This is a genomic window from Micromonospora sp. NBC_00362 (assembly GCF_026342155.1).
Taxonomy (GTDB): domain Bacteria; phylum Actinomycetota; class Actinomycetes; order Mycobacteriales; family Micromonosporaceae; genus Micromonospora; species Micromonospora hortensis.
Window position 1 is genome coordinate 4,413,326 of the sequence record NZ_JAPENH010000001.1, and the last position, 16,708, is coordinate 4,430,033.

General features: G+C 70.4%; 20 protein-coding genes. 5 read left to right on the top strand and 15 right to left on the bottom strand.

Going from position 1 to position 16,708, the window contains the following annotated elements; all coding sequences use genetic code 11:
- The first annotated feature begins 98 nt into the window (after positions 1–98).
- Complete coding sequence (locus OG992_RS20275) at positions 99–311, top strand: hypothetical protein (RefSeq protein ID WP_238685273.1); 213 nt, start codon at positions 99–101, stop codon at positions 309–311.
- 147 nt (positions 312–458) lie between these two features.
- Entirely contained in the window at positions 459–2,042 is a 1,584-nt protein-coding gene (locus tag OG992_RS20280; protein ID WP_266304043.1) for an LPXTG cell wall anchor domain-containing protein, read from the top strand.
- Between the two features lie 92 nt (positions 2,043–2,134).
- Here the strand turns inward: OG992_RS20280 and OG992_RS20285 are convergent, their stop codons facing one another.
- Together OG992_RS20285 and OG992_RS20290 are read right to left on the bottom strand one after the other, a co-directional pair.
- Positions 2,135–3,196: an LCP family protein gene (locus tag OG992_RS20285; RefSeq protein WP_266304044.1), complete on the bottom strand. Its 1,062-nt coding sequence runs from the start codon at positions 3,194–3,196 to the stop codon at positions 2,135–2,137.
- 2 nt (positions 3,197–3,198) lie between these two features.
- Positions 3,199–3,678: a SigE family RNA polymerase sigma factor gene (locus OG992_RS20290; protein WP_238685270.1), complete on the bottom strand. Its 480-nt coding sequence runs from the start codon at positions 3,676–3,678 to the stop codon at positions 3,199–3,201.
- Positions 3,679–3,860: 182 nt separating this feature from the next.
- On the opposite strand from OG992_RS20290, the gene OG992_RS20295 reads away from it, so the two are divergent.
- Positions 3,861–5,417 carry an LPXTG cell wall anchor domain-containing protein gene (locus OG992_RS20295; protein WP_266304045.1) on the top strand — a complete coding sequence of 519 codons (1,557 nt, stop codon included), beginning with the start codon at positions 3,861–3,863 and terminating at the stop codon, positions 5,415–5,417.
- 129 nt (positions 5,418–5,546) lie between these two features.
- Positions 5,547–6,368 carry a DedA family protein gene (locus OG992_RS20300; protein WP_238685268.1) on the top strand — a complete coding sequence of 274 codons (822 nt, stop codon included), beginning with the start codon at positions 5,547–5,549 and terminating at the stop codon, positions 6,366–6,368.
- Positions 6,369–6,533: 165 nt separating this feature from the next.
- Here OG992_RS20300 and OG992_RS20305 read toward each other — a convergent pair whose 3' ends face one another.
- The 5 genes from OG992_RS20305 to OG992_RS20325 all read right to left on the bottom strand — a co-directional run bounded on the left by OG992_RS20305 (position 6,534) and on the right by OG992_RS20325 (position 9,991).
- Positions 6,534–6,911 (bottom strand): helix-turn-helix transcriptional regulator, encoded by a 378-nt coding sequence (locus tag OG992_RS20305; protein ID WP_030332125.1) that lies wholly within the window; start codon positions 6,909–6,911, stop codon positions 6,534–6,536.
- A 57-nt stretch (positions 6,912–6,968) separates the two neighbouring features.
- Positions 6,969–7,508 carry an orotate phosphoribosyltransferase gene (gene pyrE / locus OG992_RS20310; RefSeq protein ID WP_112586136.1) on the bottom strand — a complete coding sequence of 180 codons (540 nt, stop codon included), beginning with the start codon at positions 7,506–7,508 and terminating at the stop codon, positions 6,969–6,971.
- Positions 7,509–7,677: 169 nt separating this feature from the next.
- Positions 7,678–8,487 carry an SDR family oxidoreductase gene (locus OG992_RS20315; RefSeq protein ID WP_091396159.1) on the bottom strand — a complete coding sequence of 270 codons (810 nt, stop codon included), beginning with the start codon at positions 8,485–8,487 and terminating at the stop codon, positions 7,678–7,680.
- 10 nt (positions 8,488–8,497) lie between these two features.
- Entirely contained in the window at positions 8,498–9,154 is a 657-nt protein-coding gene (locus OG992_RS20320; RefSeq protein ID WP_238685267.1) for a hypothetical protein, read from the bottom strand.
- A gap of 72 nt (positions 9,155–9,226) precedes the next feature.
- A complete protein-coding gene (locus OG992_RS20325) occupies positions 9,227–9,991 on the bottom strand; it encodes a hypothetical protein (protein ID WP_238685266.1) in 765 nt (254 codons plus the stop codon).
- Between the two features lie 448 nt (positions 9,992–10,439).
- Here OG992_RS20325 and OG992_RS20330 point away from each other — a divergent pair, with 448 nt between their 5' ends.
- Positions 10,440–10,733 carry a hypothetical protein gene (locus tag OG992_RS20330; protein ID WP_238685265.1) on the top strand — a complete coding sequence of 98 codons (294 nt, stop codon included), beginning with the start codon at positions 10,440–10,442 and terminating at the stop codon, positions 10,731–10,733.
- A gap of 108 nt (positions 10,734–10,841) precedes the next feature.
- On the opposite strand, the gene OG992_RS20335 is transcribed toward OG992_RS20330, so the two are convergent.
- The 8 genes from OG992_RS20335 to OG992_RS20370 all read right to left on the bottom strand — a co-directional run bounded on the left by OG992_RS20335 (position 10,842) and on the right by OG992_RS20370 (position 16,595).
- On the bottom strand, positions 10,842–11,432 hold the full coding sequence (locus OG992_RS20335; RefSeq protein WP_266304046.1) for a DUF4178 domain-containing protein: 591 nt from the start codon (positions 11,430–11,432) through the stop codon (positions 10,842–10,844).
- Positions 11,433–11,514: 82 nt separating this feature from the next.
- Positions 11,515–12,369 (bottom strand): hypothetical protein, encoded by an 855-nt coding sequence (locus OG992_RS20340; RefSeq protein ID WP_266304047.1) that lies wholly within the window; start codon positions 12,367–12,369, stop codon positions 11,515–11,517.
- Between the two features lie 69 nt (positions 12,370–12,438).
- Positions 12,439–12,819, bottom strand: a complete 381-nt coding sequence (locus OG992_RS20345) for a hypothetical protein (RefSeq protein ID WP_266304048.1) — start codon at positions 12,817–12,819, stop codon at positions 12,439–12,441.
- 112 nt (positions 12,820–12,931) lie between these two features.
- Positions 12,932–14,524 carry a polyamine aminopropyltransferase gene (locus OG992_RS20350; RefSeq protein WP_266304049.1) on the bottom strand — a complete coding sequence of 531 codons (1,593 nt, stop codon included), beginning with the start codon at positions 14,522–14,524 and terminating at the stop codon, positions 12,932–12,934.
- A gap of 52 nt (positions 14,525–14,576) precedes the next feature.
- Positions 14,577–14,999 (bottom strand): DUF350 domain-containing protein, encoded by a 423-nt coding sequence (locus OG992_RS20355; protein WP_124815985.1) that lies wholly within the window; start codon positions 14,997–14,999, stop codon positions 14,577–14,579.
- A gap of 33 nt (positions 15,000–15,032) precedes the next feature.
- Positions 15,033–15,458 carry a DUF4247 domain-containing protein gene (locus OG992_RS20360; protein ID WP_266304050.1) on the bottom strand — a complete coding sequence of 142 codons (426 nt, stop codon included), beginning with the start codon at positions 15,456–15,458 and terminating at the stop codon, positions 15,033–15,035.
- The gene (locus OG992_RS20365) at positions 15,455–15,967 is read right to left on the bottom strand and encodes a DUF2617 family protein (protein WP_238685259.1); all 513 of its coding nucleotides are present in this window, start codon (positions 15,965–15,967) and stop codon (positions 15,455–15,457) included. Before OG992_RS20365 ends, OG992_RS20360 begins: the two co-directional genes overlap by 4 nt.
- 1 nt (position 15,968) lies before the next feature.
- Positions 15,969–16,595, bottom strand: a complete 627-nt coding sequence (locus tag OG992_RS20370) for a DUF4178 domain-containing protein (RefSeq protein WP_238685258.1) — start codon at positions 16,593–16,595, stop codon at positions 15,969–15,971.
- Between the last annotated feature and the right edge of the window lie 113 nt (positions 16,596–16,708).

Below are 16,708 nucleotides of genomic sequence, written 5' to 3' on the forward strand. Positions count from 1 at the left end.
CGCCGAGGGCTGATTCCGCCTACTCCGCTTCCGGGCGGTGCGCCGGCCCAACCCGTACGGTGGGTGGGAACCGTGCCCCGAGACCCCCGGGAGGGATGATGGGTCAGCCCGACGAGGACTTCACCCCCGGCGACCACCTAGCGCCCAACGAACGCGACCCTGAGGCGGACCCGGCCGACGCGGTCGAGCAGGCCACAGTCGCCGGCCCGGCCGACGTCGACAGTGAGCCGCACCGCGGCCTGGAGGTCGGCGACTGGGACGCGATGGAGCAGGCCCGGGTGGTCACCGGGGACGAGGACGACTACCGCTGATCCGTCGCGGGGTCGGCTGCCCGTTGCGACAGGGGTGTTCAGCCGTTCGGGTCATTAAGATAGATATCGATCCGAAGGGGGTTACCGGAGGAGCCGAGGCGTCCCTAGGTTGGACGAGCGCCACCTGTACCCCCACGGGAGGACCCCATGCTCAAGCACTCGCTCCGCTGGCTGACCGGGCTCGGCGCCGCAGGCGCGTTGATCGCCGCCTCCGCCACCCCCGCCGTCGCCGCACCCACGATCGAGCCCTACTTCCAGGACGCCACAGTGGCCGTCGGCTCGGAGCCGACCATCCGCGGCCTGTTGCTGTACGCCGACGAGCCGACGGTCCTCACCGACGTCTCCGTGCGGTACGACTACCGCTCCCTGGCCGACAAGGTCACTGTGACTCCTGCCGACGGCCAGGAGTGCGCCGCGCCGGAGCCTGGCGTTCTCGTCTGCACGGAACCCTCCGATGTCGTCCTGTACGAGATGCCGCCGATCGGCAGCGGGATCTACCGCAACGGGGTCAAGCGGGTGCACCTCGGCGTCACCGCAGGTGCGCAGCTCGGCGACTCCGGCGACGTCGCGGTCAGCTTCGAGGCGGCGGGCGGGCGGAGCGGCAGCTACACCTCGCACGTCCGGGTCGGCGAGGGGGTCGATTTGGCCGGCGGCCCGTTCACCAGCCTCTCCGCGAAGCCGGGTGGAAAGTTCACTGTTCCGCTGGCCGTCTCCAATGCCGGCGACAAGGTCGTCAACGGATTCGTCGCGGTCTTCGACCTCCCCTACTCGATCCGCACCAAGGACCGGTTCAGCAACTGCCGCTACGCCGACGACCACCTGCTCTCCTGCCAGTTCGACGAGGACATCCCAGTGGGCACCGGGCTCGTCGCCACGCTGAACCTCGAACTCGCCAAGGACACCTACGCGCCGACCAACCAGTCCGGCTACGCCCAGTTCATGACCACTGCCGACTTCGAGGACCTGACCCGGGTGCGGACGGCCGTCGGCGCCCGGGCGGCCACCCCCGGTAGCGGTCCGAAGCTGACTCTGACCGGGGCGCCCGGCAGGATGCGGAAGGCCGCCCAGACCGACGTCGGCCCGGGCAACGACTACACCGGGTGGACCATCAAGGCGACCGGCACCAACGGCACCGACCTCGCGGCGATCGGGGCCACGCTCAGGGGCACGGCCGGCGCCGTCGTCACGGCGACCGTCGGCTTCCGGAACAACGGCCCGGCGACGCTCGACCGGACGAACGGAGACTTCGAGGCCGCCACCCACACGAACGTCGAACTACCGCCGGGCACCACCGCCGTCGAGGTCCCCGACAACTGCCGGTTGCGCCAGGACACCACCCGCACGTACCTGTGCGCCTCGGAGATGCTCCTGGTGGCCGGGCAGACCTACACCGTGAAGTTCCGGCTACGGATCGACAAGGTGATCCCCAACGCCCGGGGAGCGGTGCGGGTCAACGCGCCGTGCGAATGCCCGGCCGGCGGCGGTTTCCAGGACGACATCAAACCGGCCAACGACAGGGCCACCATCGTGGTCAACGCGGCCCAGGGCGGCGGTGGCCCGGGCGATGGTGACGGCGACGGCGGCGGCGATGGTGGTGGCGGTGGCGGTGGTTCGCTGCCCATCACCGGCGCCCCCACCAGCCTGATCGCCGGCATCGGCGCTTTGCTGCTCGTCACCGGCGCCGGCTGCTACCTGCTCGCCCGACGCCACAGCGGCCGTTTCCCCGCCTGACCCACCCCGACCCGCCTGACCCACCCCGACCCGCCTGACGCCCCGCCGGCTCGTACCGGGCTGGCGGGGCGCCGTGGTGATGCCCTCGTCCGTCAGCGGACGGAATTGACCTGCTCCGGGTGCTGCGCCGCCCACTGCGCCAACCGATCCTCGCGCAGCGCGGCGAGGAACTCCGGGCCCCGCTTCGGGTCCAGCGGCAGCCGCGAAGCGTTGCCTGCCGGAGGGCTGACCGGCAGGCTGAGCCCCACCGGGTCGACGCTCTTCAGCTCGGGCAGCACCGCCGCCAGCCTGGTCAGCGGCAGGCCGTCGTCGTCGACCGCCAGACCCTTGCCGGCGGCCGACAGCAGCGCGGTGAGCCGTACCGGATTGGTCAGCACGTCCTGGGCGACCGCCCGCCGGACCAGCCCGGCGACGTAGCGCTGGGCGTTGCGGTCCCGGTCCAACGTGCCGTCGGGCAGGTAGCGCCGTTGCCGCAGCAGGTCGACGGAGGCAGCCCCGTCGAGCCGCTGACAGCCGGCCGGGAAGGTCCGGCGGGTGTGCCAGGACCGCACCTCCTCCGGTAGGCACACCTCCACCCCGTCGACCGCCTCGGTGATCCTGCGCAGCCCGGCAAAGGTCAGCACCGCGCCGGCGTCGACACGTACCCCGGTCAGGTCGGCGACCACCCGGCGGGTCAGGTCGTAGCCAGCGCCCAGGTCGGGCCGGGGCTCGGCGGCACCGCTGTGGAACGCGCTGTTGAGCTTCTCGACCCCCCGGCCGGGGATCGACACCTCCAGGTCGCGCGGCAACGAGATGAGGTACGGCCGGCTCCGGTCGGCCGGGATGTGCACCAGCAGGACGGAGTCCGCCAACCGGTACGACGGTTGCTCGCCGAAGCCGTCCACCCCGAGCAGCAGGACGTTCAGCGCCCCGGACTGCACGCCAGCCGGTCGATCGGACAACAACGAGCCAACGACCGGCGGATCGGGGCGCAGCTGCGGCACCCCGACTCCGAGCGCGGCGAGCAGGGCGAGCGTGACGCCAGCGGCCTGGAACCGCTGCCGGCGGCGACGGCGGACAGCGGCGATCCGGTCGATAGCGACCCGCAGCGGGCCGGTCGACGGGGTCAACGTCTCGTGCCGGGCGAACGCGGCACGCAGGTCATCCTCGATCATGTTCACGCCTCCACGTACTCGGCCCGGAGCGTGGCCAGGGCCCGGGAGATGGACGAACGGACGGTCCCGACGGCACAGCCGAGAATCTCGGCGATCTCGACGTCGGGCAGGTCCTCGTAGTAGCGCAGCACCAGAGCAGCCCGCTGCCGACGCGGCAGCCGGGACAGCCACGACCAGATCTGGTCCCGGTCCACGGCGGACTGTGCGTGGTCGGTGGGCACCGGCACCGTCGCGTCGGGCTCCCCGCGCAACAGCACACGGCGCACCCACGATCCGCGCCGCCAGTCGACGTACTGGTTGGTGAGCATCCGGCGTACGTAACGCTCGGGCGAGTCCGCGCGGGCGACCCGACGCCAGTTGAGCTGGACCCGGACCATGGTCTCCTGGACCAGATCCTGGGCCTGGTGTGGTTCGCCGGTCAGCATCACCGCGTACCGCAGTAGCGGGGCCAGCCGCGTGTCCGCGAACTCCTCGTACGTCACTGCACCTCCCGGGGGGCTCCTGCCTCAGATGACGGAGGCGGACCGACCGAACATTGCGGTGACTCTGATCAACCTTTTGGTTCGTCTTGCTCAGCGGGCGGATTTGAGGGCTGCAGTCAGCCTTAGCGATTCCTTAAGATCCGCAGGCTCCACCTGATCCCCCAACTGGAGGAACCCCCCTCATGCTCACCCACTCCACCCGGCGTTGGCTCGCCGGACTGGGCGTAGCAGGCGCGTTCGTCGCCGCCGCCGCCCCCGCCGCCGCCGCACCGGCAGCCCTCGCCGCACCGGTAGAGAATCTCGACCTGTACGCCAACAACGTGATCGTCGCGCCCGGCGGCACCGACAAGTGGCTCACCCTCTTCTCGCTCACCACGGAGCGGCAGCCCGACGACTACACGATCAAGGTGGACCGGAGCAAGGTCTACGGTTTCGCCGACGTCGAGAGCAGCGGGGACAACTGCACCGAGTCCGGTGCGATCCTGACGTGCAAGGTCGAGGACCAGGACGACGACGGCTCGTACCTGAACCTCGTCTCCCTCGTCGTTCGCGCGAAGGCCGACGCCAAGCCCGATCAGAAGGGCGAGCTGAGGTTCACCGTCACGCCGGACGGCAAGTCCGAATCCGCCTCCTACAGCTCGACTGTGGAAATCGGCGAGGGCGTCGACCTCACCACCAACGAGTCCCTGGAGCTCAAGGGCGCGCCCGGCGCCACGCTGAAGGCCCCGTTCCAGGTGACCAACCGGGGCGAGGTGCCAGCGAAGGACGCGGTTCTCTACGTCGTCGGCGCGGACGGTCTTCAGCCGTCGAAGCGCTACGAGAACTGCGAGTACACCGATGGCCCGCTGCACGACTTCGCGTTCGCCTGCCGCTTCGACACGACCATCGGCGAGAACAGCAGCTTCCGCCTCGACGACAGCTTCGGGTTCACCGTGCCCGCCGACACCTGGGCGCCGAACACCTTCGGCGGGTTCTCCACCTGGTTCACGCCCGCCGACTGGGACGAGTACAGGTCCGAGGCCGAACTCCCGGCCAAGATCGGGCCGAACGGGACCGAGGGTGAGCTGAAGCTCGAGCCGGTCATGAACCTGCGCTCCCGACAGACCGACGTCAACCCGTTGGACAACTCGACCTGGGTCGACCTTCAGGTGACCGGCGACCAGCGGGCCGATGTGGCAGCACGCGGCGCGACGGTGACCGGTGACGTCGGCGCCACCGTCGCGCTCACGGTCGGCTACGTCAACAACGGGCCGGCGGCCGTCAACGCGGGTGGCGGCGAGTCGCCATATGTCGGCACCACCGTCACGCTGCCGAAGGGCGTCACCGCCGTCCGCGCTTCGGAGAACTGCTTCGACTCCGAGGACGACGGGTGGGAGCCGGGCAAGCCCGGCGCGCGGGTCTACCAGTGCTTCGTGGACGGCTCGATCAAGAAGGGCGAGAAGGTCGACTACGAGTTCCAGGTGCGGATCGACCAGGCCGGCGACCAGGCCGGCGAGGTCACGCTGCGTACCGGGCGCGAGGAGACCGAGATCAAGGATCTGAACCCGGCCAACGACACCGCGCAGATCCTGGTGAACGGCGGCGGAGACGGCGGCCAGGGCGGCGGTGACGACGGCGGCTCGCTGCCGGTCACCGGTCAGTCCACCGGCCTGATCGTCGGCCTCGGCGCGCTGCTGCTCGCGGCGGGCGTCGGCGGCTACCTGGTGGCCAAGCGCCGCCGGACCCGCTTCGTCGCCTGACCTACCCCGCACCACCGGCGCCCCGTCGACCACCACGGTCGGCGGGGCGCCGTCGTTGGACCCCACGACGCGGGCGGGTGGTGACGGGCCGGTCCGGCGCGGCCGGGGCCCTGGGCTTCGGTACCCTTTGTGGCCGTGGACACAGCTGAGAAGACCCGCGCTCTCCTGGAGAGCGTCGCCCTGAACCCGCTCGATCCCAAGGATCTGTTGCAGACCTTCGGCCTGATCGGCGTGTGGGTGATCCTCTTCGCCGAGACCGGCCTGCTGGTGGGCTTCTTCTTCCCCGGTGACTCGCTGCTGTTCCTCGCCGGAGTCGCCTCGTCACCGGTGGCGGACGCGATCTTCGGTGACGGCACCCGCCTCTCCCTCACCGGTCTGCTGATCGGTGGGCCGATCTGCGCGATCGTCGGCGCGCAGTTGGGGCACTGGCTCGGCGCGCGGTACGGCCGGCCGATGTTCGAGCGGCCGAACTCCCGCCTCTTCAAGAAGGAGTACGTGGAGAAGGCCGAGTACTACTTCCAGAAGTTCGGCCCGGCGAAGGCCGTCGTGCTGGCGCGCTTCATTCCGATCGTCCGGACGTTCCTCAACCCGGTCGCGGGCGCGCTCGGCATGCCGGCCAAGAAGTTCCTGCTCTGGAACGTCGTCGGCGCGGTGCTCTGGGTGGACGGCATCCTGCTGATCGGCTACCTGCTGGCCGAGCAGATCTACCAGGCCATCGGGGACAAGATCGACCACTACATCCTGCCGGTGGTGGCCCTGATCATTGTGATCTCGGTGCTGCCGATCTTCTTCGAGTTCCTTCGCGACCGGCGGGCTCGTAAGCGCGGCGAGGCGGTCGCTGTGGTCGCGGCGGCCAGTGCCGCTGGCGCGGTGGAGGCGGCCCGTGAGGCGTTCGACCACGACCGGCACGAGCACGGCCGTCAGCGCCCGGAGCACGGTCAGGACCGTTGAGCGGTACGACGACGGCCGGCCCCCGGTGAGGGGGTCGGCCGTCGGCATGTCGAACCCGGCCTCCGGTGGTGCGACCGGGGACGAGCAGGTGTCAACCACCGGTGGCGCCACCCCTGGCTCGCCACCGGACGCCGCCCCGGCTCGGGACGGCGTGTAGTGCCTACGTCAGCGGGCCTTCTTGGTGGCCCGCTTACGCGGCGGGGTCAGCAGGTCGGCGATCGTCGCGATCGCACTCGGGACCAGGCTGTAGTACGCCCAGACACCGCGCTTCTCCCGCTGCAACAAGCCAGCCTCGGTGAGGATACGCAGGTGATGACTGACCGTCGGCTGAGAGAGGCCGAGCGGCGCCGTCAGGTCACAGACGCACGCCTCGCCCTCGGGGGCCGACTGGATCAGGCTGAGCAGCCGCAACCGAGCAGGATCAGCAAGGGCCTTGAGGACCCCGGCGAGACGCTCGGCATCGGCACGTTCGATCGGCTCGCCGTTTAGCGGCGAGATCTGAGGCATAGTCATTTCGGCCAACGCAGTTCCCACGTATTCCATCCTTCCACCAGCAGCATCGATCCGCCTGCATATCAGCAGATCCGAATCGGCAGACTTTTACGCCACAAGGCCGAGGTCAGCCAACGTATAGGCCGCCCGGTACGGCAATCCGGCGGCTCGCACCGCGTCGCCGGCGCCTCGATCAACAATAACCACCACGCCCACGACTTCCGCCCCGGCCTCGCGAAGCGCCTCGACAGCGGTCAAAACACTTCCGCCCGTCGTGGATGTGTCCTCCACCGCCAACACTCGACGGCCAGCCACCTCCGGTCCCTCGATCCGCCGTTGAAGACCGTGGGCCTTGCCCGCCTTGCGCACCACAAAGGCGTCCAGGGCCCGGCCGGTCGGAGCGGCGGCGTGCAGCATCGAGAGCGCGACAGGATCCGCGCCCAGGGTGAGGCCCCCAACGGCGTCGAACTCCCAGTCGGCGGTGAGGTCGAGCAACACCCGGCCGACCAGAGGAGCGGCCCGGTGATGGAGCGTGACGCGCCGCAGATCCACGTACCAGTCTGCCTCGCGCCCCGACGAGAGCACGACCCGGCCGTGGACCACAGCCAGGTCGGTAATGAATTTACGCAGGTCGTCGTGGTCCCCCATGGCGATAGAGGTTACTGCGCAACTCTGAACGCCGTGTGCGGGGTCCACCCTGATCAGCCCCGAGGGGAACCGATGACTGGCGATGTTCGACTACGCTCAGCAACTGGCCCGACAGCGGCGTGCCAACGCCGTCCCACCACTCGCTCGGGGTCGGCGTGCCGGTTGAAGCTCAGCGCTCGTCGCGACCGATCCGGCCGCGGGTGTCCCGCGCGACCGCCTGGAGCAGCCGCCGCGGCGCGTGTCGCATGCCGGCGACGACCACCTTGTACTTCCACGCCGGGATGCTGACCATCTTGCCTTTGCGCAGGTCACGCAGGGCTTCGTCGACCACATCCTCGGCCCGCAGCCACAGCCACTCCGGCGTCTTGGACATGTTGATGCCGGCTCGCTGATGGAATTCGGTGCGGGTGTAGCCGGGGCAGAGGGCCATCACCTGAACGCCGAACGGCCGCGCCGACTGCCCGACGGACTCACTGAAGTTGGTGACCCACGCCTTGCTGGCCGAGTACGTCGATCCGGGCATGGCCGTACCGAAACCGGCGACCGAAGAGACATTTATCACTGCCCCATTTCGCCGTTCAGTCATCGGTCGAAGCGCCGCCAGGGTCAGCCGCATGACCGCGTGCACGTTGAGTCGCAACAGTCGCGCCTCGTCCTCCGCCGTCGAGCGCAGGAACGGTTTGTTCAAGCTGATCCCCGCATTGTTGACCAGCAGGTGCACCGGGCTGCCGTCGGCGAGCCGCTGCTCCACCGTTGCGCAGCCGTCGTCGGTGGACAGATCCGCAGGGATCGTCTCCACCTCGCGTCCGTACGTGGAACCAAGCTCGGTGGCCAGCTCGGTCAGCCGCGCCGCGTCGCGGGCAACGAGCACCAGGTGCCAGCCGTCGGCGGCCAGCCGTCGCGTGAACGCCGCGCCGATGCCGGCGGTGGCCCCGGTGATCAGGGCTCGGCGCTCGGCAGTCGTGGGGTCGAGCGTCACGGAGTGGTCCTCACCTGGGCGGGTACGGGGGCGTGTGCGGCGCCGACGGGGGCTGGTGCGGGGCGGGCGGGAACATGGGCGGCGCGGTTGGCGCCGTCGGGCGGTGGCGACCGAACCAGCTGTTCGCCGCCGGCAGCGCCAGCAGCGTAGCTACTACAAGGTAACCGAGCCCCTGGGCGACGGAAAGCCCGGCGTTGAGCGGGATCCACCAGGACGGGTACGCGTCGCCGAGTAGACCCAGCAACTCGGCGAGAGACTGCTCGCCGGAGCCCAGTTGCAGTGGCGCGGCCCGTTCGCCGACGACCACCGCCACGCTGCAGCAGCCGGCGAGCAGGCCGAGCCCGCTGACCACCCAGGTCGCCACCCGGACACCGTTGCGACCGGCCAGCAGCCCGAGGGCCAGGCCGGCGAGCAGCGGCGTGGAGAGCACCGCCACCACCGCCGACAGCACCGCGGATGCGCGGAGCAGAGTCACCACGTCGTCGATCTGCTCTGGGCTCGCCGCGGTGTCGCGGGCGGCGGAGCGGAACGCGTCGACCGTCCCGCCCAGCACCACCAGGTCGACCACCGCGTACGCGAGCGCGGCGACAGCCATCACCAACAGCACGGCCGCGGCCGACAGGACGGCGGCGGGCCGGCGGGCCGGTGCCGATTCCGGGTACGACACGACGAATCCCTCCGGTAGGCGTCGGGTTGCAACCTACTCGGAGGGATCGTCGGCGTCGTGCTTATCGAGCCGTCAGTTGGTCGGCGGCGGGGTTGACCCGGGCCGGTCCGTGGGCGGCGTGTCTTCCGGTCGGTTCGCGGCCGGTGGCGGCGGGTAGCTCGGCTCCCCACTCGACGGATAACCCGGCTCACCCGATGCCTGCGGGTAGCCCGGCTGACCGGGCGCCTGCGGGTTGCCCGGGTAGTTGGCGCCTGGGGCCGGCGGCTCCCATTCCGCGGTGGCCTTGCGGAAGAACGGGTGCGCCTTCGGAAGCGCCAGCAGGATCAGCGCCGCGAGCAGCGCCGCGAGCCCCAGGATGTTCACCGCCGTGCTGGTCGGGCCATACCAGGATGGGAGGGCATCCGACATGCTGCGCTCGACCTCTGCGCCGCTCGGCGCATCGCCGCCGCCGCCCGACGCGCCCTGCGAAAATCCGGACGCACCGCTGACGACCGAGCCACCGACACAACAGACCAGGATGCCGCCGACCACCCAGGTGGCGATCCGGGTTCCGTTGCGTCCACGGTTGTTGAACATCGCCAGCACGACCAGGACGAGCGCGAGCACCAGGACCACCGCGACGGAGGCAACCGCGAAGGCGACGGCGACCGTTCCAATGGTCTCGACATCCTCGGTGCCCTCGTACGCGTCCTGGAAGCCCTGCTTGATGCTGCCACTCACGCTGATGACCATGATCAGGCTGAGCAGCTGGGTGAACGCGAACAGCAGCAACAGATACGTCGAGATCGTCACGACACCCGGGCGCACTGGAGTCGGCTTGCTGAGAGGATTGGCCATGGCTCTCCTTATGTGATCAGGATGACACCGTATCGACACCGCCCTACGAGCGACAGTTCAGGGACAAAGGCCCAGGCGGAGATGTGGGTGCGATCCGCAGCGCCGGGCCACTGTGGGCAGAGCGTCGGACGGTCGACTGGCGCGCCTGCTCGTGACGGTCTCTCGTCGTCGTCGACCGGGGCCTTGGGCGGAAGAGCCGTCAACTTCGACGGTTGTCTGCGCCATAAGGCTAGATCGCAAACATTAGAGAAGCCTTGAACTGCAAAGACCTGAGTGGACACGGTGACCGGGGTTGCCAGCCAGGCCAGAGCATGTTCCCATAGATGGGCGTTGACGGCCAGCAATTGGTAGTCAACGAGGCTTCGTGGGCCCACGGGGGGTTTGCAAGCTGTCTTGGACAGCCGGCCTGTCTTGGACAGGAAATGCCAAACGCTCAGAAGGAGCAAGGATGCAAAAGATTGTTCGCGCTGCGGTCCTGTCCGGCGCGCTCGCTGTCGGTTCGCTCACCTTGGCCGCACCAGCGCAGGCTGCCCCGACCGTTTCAGCAGCTCCCGTGGCCAGCGCCGCAGGGGATTACCAGGCCATGGGCTGGCCGGCGTGGGGCGTCTACCGAAATCTCGCCACCTGCATCTCCGAAGGCGTGAGGCTCCAGAACGCCGGAATCCTCAGCGACTTCGCGTGTGTTCCCAATTTCTTCAACGTTCAAAGTATGCCGCACACCCTCCTCGGGCTGTTGGCTTAATTTCTAGATAGTTGCACCGCAGCCGGGTCGGTTCACATTTAAGTAGCCGACCCGGCTGCGGAGCAGCAATTGGACGACGACCGAGCGTCCGTCCAATTCCCCCACCATTCAACTCGCTTGAGAGCCGCCGCCTGTGCGAATTACCAGATCGGCGGGGTCAAGCAGATTACCGCGGGCGACTCGCCAGCCCTCTTCGCCGTACGCCTCGAAGGAGAGCCGCGCGCCGCCACCGGACTGGTAGTCGTGGTAGCGCATCGTCCCGGTCGACGGCAGCTCGGTCTCTCCGGTGGCGGTGTAACGCGCCTGCCCGGTCTCGGCCCAGGTGTAGCGCCGCCCGCCCAGTTCGATGGTCGGTGCGCCCGGGGTGACGGTGGCGCCCGGTTCGGCGGTCCAGAACACCAACTCGAGTTCGGGGCCGTCCTCCACGGAGAGCCGGTGGCGGGTGCCGGAGTCGTCGTCGAGGAGGTGCTGCACCCAACTCCAGTCGCCCTCGACCAGACGGATAGTGGCGCTCACCGCGTACTCCCGCTCCCGGATCCGCACGCGGTCGCCCGGGGTCAGGCGGAGCGGGCCGTCGCGCGGCGGCTCCGCCGGCTGGCCGTCGGGCCGGCCCGTCGGCCGTCGGCGGGCCCGCACGACGACCACTACCACCGCGAGTACGACAACAGCCGCCACCAGGCACGTCACCAGCGCGTCCACCCGACCACCTCCCCAGGTACGTCGGCGCAGACGGTAACAACCCTCGGCACCAGGAAGGCCTGCGCTGTGGCCGACAGCTCAGCTAGCGAAGGTGCCCGGGTGCGTCCTCCGGAGGCGCCGCCGGCGGTCCCGTCGGCCCTGGTGGGGTGCCCGGCGCGCCCGCCGTCAGGTGCGCGGCTGGGTCGGGGCAGATCAGGTAGCCGGGTGGGAGCGGCTGGTTCGGCGGCAGGAAGCCCGGCACGAGCGGAGCTGTCGGGTATCCGTAACCGGTCGGGGCGTAGGTGGGGACGGGCATCACCCAGGCTGGGCCGGGCAGCGCCTCGTTCGCGGTACGCGGCACGAACCAGCGGTTCGCCGGCGGCAGCGCCAGCAGCAGGACCACGGCGGCGGAAAGGGCCAGGACGGTGAGCACCCCCAGCCCCGCCGCGGGGAAGAACACGTCGTCCCAGGGATCGGTGCCGGAGTAGAGCGTGTCGTAGAACGTCGAGGTCTCCCACTCTTCGTCCCAGTCCGGTGGCGGCTCGTCCCCCATCTCCGGCATGGTCAGCAGCGGCACGAGGAACCCACCGGAACAGCACTGCGCGAAGCAGACCAACAGCTGCGCGCCACTGGCCACGAAGACCAGGATCCGCGCGACGTTGGCGCCCCGCCGGACCCGGCCGGCGGTGGCCGCCAGCCAGACCGCGAGCAGCACCGCCGGCACGCCGAGGACCAGCGTCATCGCGACGTTGCCCTGCCGCTCGCCAGCCACCTCGTCCGGGTCGGCGTCCGGCACCAGTCGTGCCGCGCGGTCGATCTGGCCATCGAAGTGCACGGCCTCGGCCACCGTCAGCGCGGCCAGGCCGAGCAGCACCAGCACCAATGCCAGTTGCAGCCAGAAGGCGATGGTCACGGTGACCGGGCGGGGCGGACGCGGCGCGGCGACGGGCGGGCTCATGGCTCGCAACGTACGGCGCGGCGTCGGCGACCGGCAGAACCAATCGGGCAGCACCGACCGGCGAATGGATCATGCTGCGGCGAGCCGCCGACTGGCGTACGTGCCAAGGGTTTCGCGGTCCATCACGCAGCCGACGAAGGTGGTGAACTCGCTCGGATCGTCCCGCAGCGACGTCCAGGCCGCTCGGGCCGCTTCCGGGTCGACGCGCTCCAGCAGCGTGGCCGCGTACGCCCGACCGGCGGGTGTGCCGTCGGCCAGCACCCGGTCGAGCTGGCGGCGTACCTCCTCGGGGTGGTCGCTGACGGCGGCCTCGACCCGGTGGTACGCCTCGGTCACCGGCAACAGCGCGCCCGCGATCCCGACCCCACCGAAGGCGAGCGTGTCAGCCGCCACCAACTCGTCGACGGCGGCGCCCAATTCGCGCTCCCAAGCCTTCCGCATCCCAAACATGCCTCCACCCTTTCCCCGTCCGCCCCCACTCCACCCCGTTAATCACGAGGTTTGCGCCATGAGCGGACACTCTCCCGACACAGCGCCTGGTGCAGACGCCCGGTGGTGGGGGTCAGTAGCCGCGCCACTCCGTGCGGGCGTAGTCGAGGACCCTCGGTTGGAGGAGGGTGCTGGGGGGCACGTTCAGGCGAGCGCGGTCGGGGGGAAAGGCCGCCGCCGCCCGCAGCACGCCCGGGTCGAGGAAACGCAGCCGGGGCGCGTCGGCCGGCAGTTCGAGCACCGGCGGGACGGTTCCCGCCGTGGCGAGCAGGAAACCCCAGTCTCCGAAGGACGGCACGTCGACGTGGTACGGCACAGTGGCGAAGCCGGCTTCCCGCACCGACGCATCGATCGACCAGTAGGAGCGGGGCGCGAAGTACGGCGAGCCGGACTGCACCACCAGCCGTCCCTGCTCGGCGAGCACCGACCTGATCAGCGCGTAGAACTCGACTGTGTAGAGCTTGGCAGTGGCCGTCTCGTCCGGGTCGGGCAGGTCGGCGACCACCACGTCGAAGCGCTCGGCGGCGGTACGCAGCCAGCCGAACGCGTCGGTGTTCAGCACCCGTACCCGGGGGTCGCCGAGCGAGCCGCCGTTGAGTTCCCGCAACTGCGGCACTGTGCTGGCCAGCGCCACCACCGCCGGGTCGAGGTCGACCACTGTCACCCTGCGCACGTCCGGGTACCGCAGGATCTCCCGGACGGCGAGGCCGTCGCCGGCGCCGAGAACCAGGACGTCACCGCGCGGGCCGCGCATCGCCGGATGCACCAGCGCCTCGTGGTAGCGGTACTCGTCGACCGAGCTGAACTGAAGATCACCGTTGAGGAACAACCGCAGGTCGCTGTCGGCGTGGCCGACCTCCCGCACCGACCGGGTCAGCACGATCTCCTGGTAACGGGAGCGTTCGGCGTACACCACGGGGTCCCGGTAGAGCTGCTGCCGGGCGGTCACCTCGAAGTCGGCGGCGGTCACCCAGGCGTACCCCAGGCAGAGCGCGACCACGACAGAGCCGGCGCCGAGGACGAGCCGGGCGCGGCGGCTCAGCTCCCTCCGGAACACAGTGCAGACCAGGGCGAGACCGGCCACCGCGTTCACCGCGCCGACCACCAGGGCACCCTTGAGCTGGCCGAAGACGGGGATCAACAGGAATGGGAAGGCGAGCCCGCCGAGCAGCGCGCCGACGTAGTCGGCGGCGAACAGGTCGGCCACCGCACTGCCGGCGGCCTGCTCGCGGATGCGCTGCAGCATCACCATCAACAACGGAATCTCCGCGCCGATCAGCAGGCCCAGCACGAAGGCGGTGCCGACCAGCGCCGGACCGTACAGGTCGAGCCAGGCGAAGGCGGCGTAGAGGCCGAGTACGGACAGACCACCGAGCAGGGCCAGGGTCAGTTCGATCACCGCGAACGCCGCGGCGGCCCGGGGCTGCAACGGCTTCGCGACCAGCGCGCCGACCCCCATCGCGAAGACCATCACGCCGAGCACGATCGACGCCTGCCCGACGGTGTCGCCGATCAGGTAGCTGCCGAGCGCTACCAGGGCCAGCTCGTAGACCAGCCCGCAGGCGGCGCAGACGAAGACCGCGACCAGCACCGCCGCGCGGGCCAGCCGCCAGTGCGGCCGGGCCTCTGTGCCGCCGTCGACCACCGGCGGCGCCCCGGTGCTCATGACCGCCCCGGGTACGGCCGACCGGCACCGCCCGGTCGCGGTCCCCCGGTCATCAGAGGATCGCGGCGGCGATGATCGCGCCGGTGGCCAGGTGCACCACTGCCGACACCCACACGGCGGGGTGCGGCTCCGGGTCGACCAGCAGCTCGCCGAGCCGGCCCGGGGTCACCGCGTCGAGCAGCAGGAACGCCGCGGCCATGATCACCAGGCCGACGATCCCGTACGCCGCCGCGCCGACCAGCCCCAGGGCGAGGTCGTCGTCGCTGGCGACGATCGCCGCGACCACGATGGTGCCGACGCCGAGCAGGTTGGACGCGAGCAGTAGCGCCGCGTTGCGGTTGCGCTCGGTCCAGATCAGTTCGTGGAGCTTGCCGGGAGTGGTCAGGTCGACCAGCCCGTAGCCAACGCCCATGAGGACGACGCCGACCGCGCCGAAGGCGAGGGTGGCCAGTAGATCGGTGACGAGGTTCTGCACGGAGGGCTCCAGGTCAAGGGGTCGGGCGTCGGGCTACTTGCCGGTGCCGGGGCCGCCGCCCCGAACGCTGCTGCCGCGTCCCCAGCCCCAGTACGACCCGACGGTCGAGTGGTAACGGGGGTGAGCGGTGTCCATGTCTTCGAGCAGGATCACCGAGCCGGCGGCGATCGGCAGGATCACCACCGAGTCGTCGTCGTAGCGCAGGTAGACGCCGCTGCCGTCGGCGTACCTGTCGGACGGCTTCCACGCGTCGGTCAGTTCCTTGGCGACAGTGGTCGGTGACCTGGACGAGGTGTACGCGATCGCTTCCCGGCCGATGTCCCGGCTGGCCGCTCGCGAGTACCTGTCCTGCACATAGGCACGCGGCGAGAAGGTGCCGTTGACGAGCGCGAAGGCCGCCACCAGCACGCCGACCACTGCCGTCGCCGCGCCCACCACGAACCAGCGTCGGTACGTCATCGCAGTGCCACCACCGTCTCGGTCAGGACCAGCTCGTTGGTCTGGGGGTACGCGTGCCAGGTACGCCAGCCGACCGACAGGTGCGGCAGGTCGGTGCGCACGGCCAGCGCGGTGACCGCGTCCGGGTCACCGGGAAAGACTCCGACCAGGGCGTACGGGTCGTCGGCCAGGTCGGCGCGGAGCCCGGCGATCCGGGTGTGCAACTCACCGTCGGCGGGGCGCAGCACGCTGGCGGTGAAGCGGTAGCCGCCCGCCTCGTCGTGCAGGGCGTCGGGCAGGTGCGGCGGCCGACCAGGCAGGCAGGCGACCGTCTCGGTGAGTTCGGCCGCACCGCCGGGTTCGGCCAGCACGACCTGGTGGGACGCGCCCAGCAGGCGCAGCCGCAGCCGGACGCCCCCGGGCAGCGTGAGGTCGCGGACGTGCAGCGCGGGCCGCTCCGGTCCGCCGAGTGCCAGGCTCAAGTCGGCGGCGCAGGTGTCGACGTACGGGGTGTGGAGGCTCACCAACACGTCAGCTGGCCTCCGGCCCGGCCTGCGGGTACACCATCACGTCGGCGCGGTGCAGCTGCTCGCCCAGGGAGACCTCCCAGCCGGCCTGGCCGTACGCCTCGAAGGAGAGCCGTTCGCCGCCCTGCGCCCGGTAGTCGTGGTATCGAAGGGTGCCACTGGGGTCGAGGCCGGTGCTGCCGGTGGCGGTGAAGCGGGCCTGACCGGACTCTTCCAAGGCGTAGCGGCGGCCGGCGAAGTCGAGGGTGGACCCACCGGGGGTGATCGTCGCGGCCGGCTCGGCGGTCCAGAGCACCAGCTCCAGGTCCGGGTCCTCCTCCACGGAGAGCCAGCGCTTGTCGCCCTCGACCGTGTCCAGCAGGTGCTCTGCCCAGCTCCAGCCGCCCTCGTTCAGATGCACCGAGCCTCGGACCGCGTACGACACCCGGCGGATCTCGACGATGTCGCCGGGCTTGAGCCGGCGCGGGTCGCCGCGGAGCGCGTCGCTGTCGGTGTCCCGGAACGGGTCTGCGGGTGCCGCCGGCCGGGCGGCCTTGCGGCCCTTGCGCACCGCCACCACCGCCACCACGACCCCGGCGACTCCGATCAGACACCCCAGCGTCGTCACCAGGTACGCCACGGGACCGTTCATGCCGACCACCTCCCCAAGTGCGTCGGCGGGAACGGTAACAACCCCGCGCACCTGGAGAAACTCATCGTCGTCTGGTGATACCGCAGCTACGGAGCGTTCCGGTGGGGTGCCGT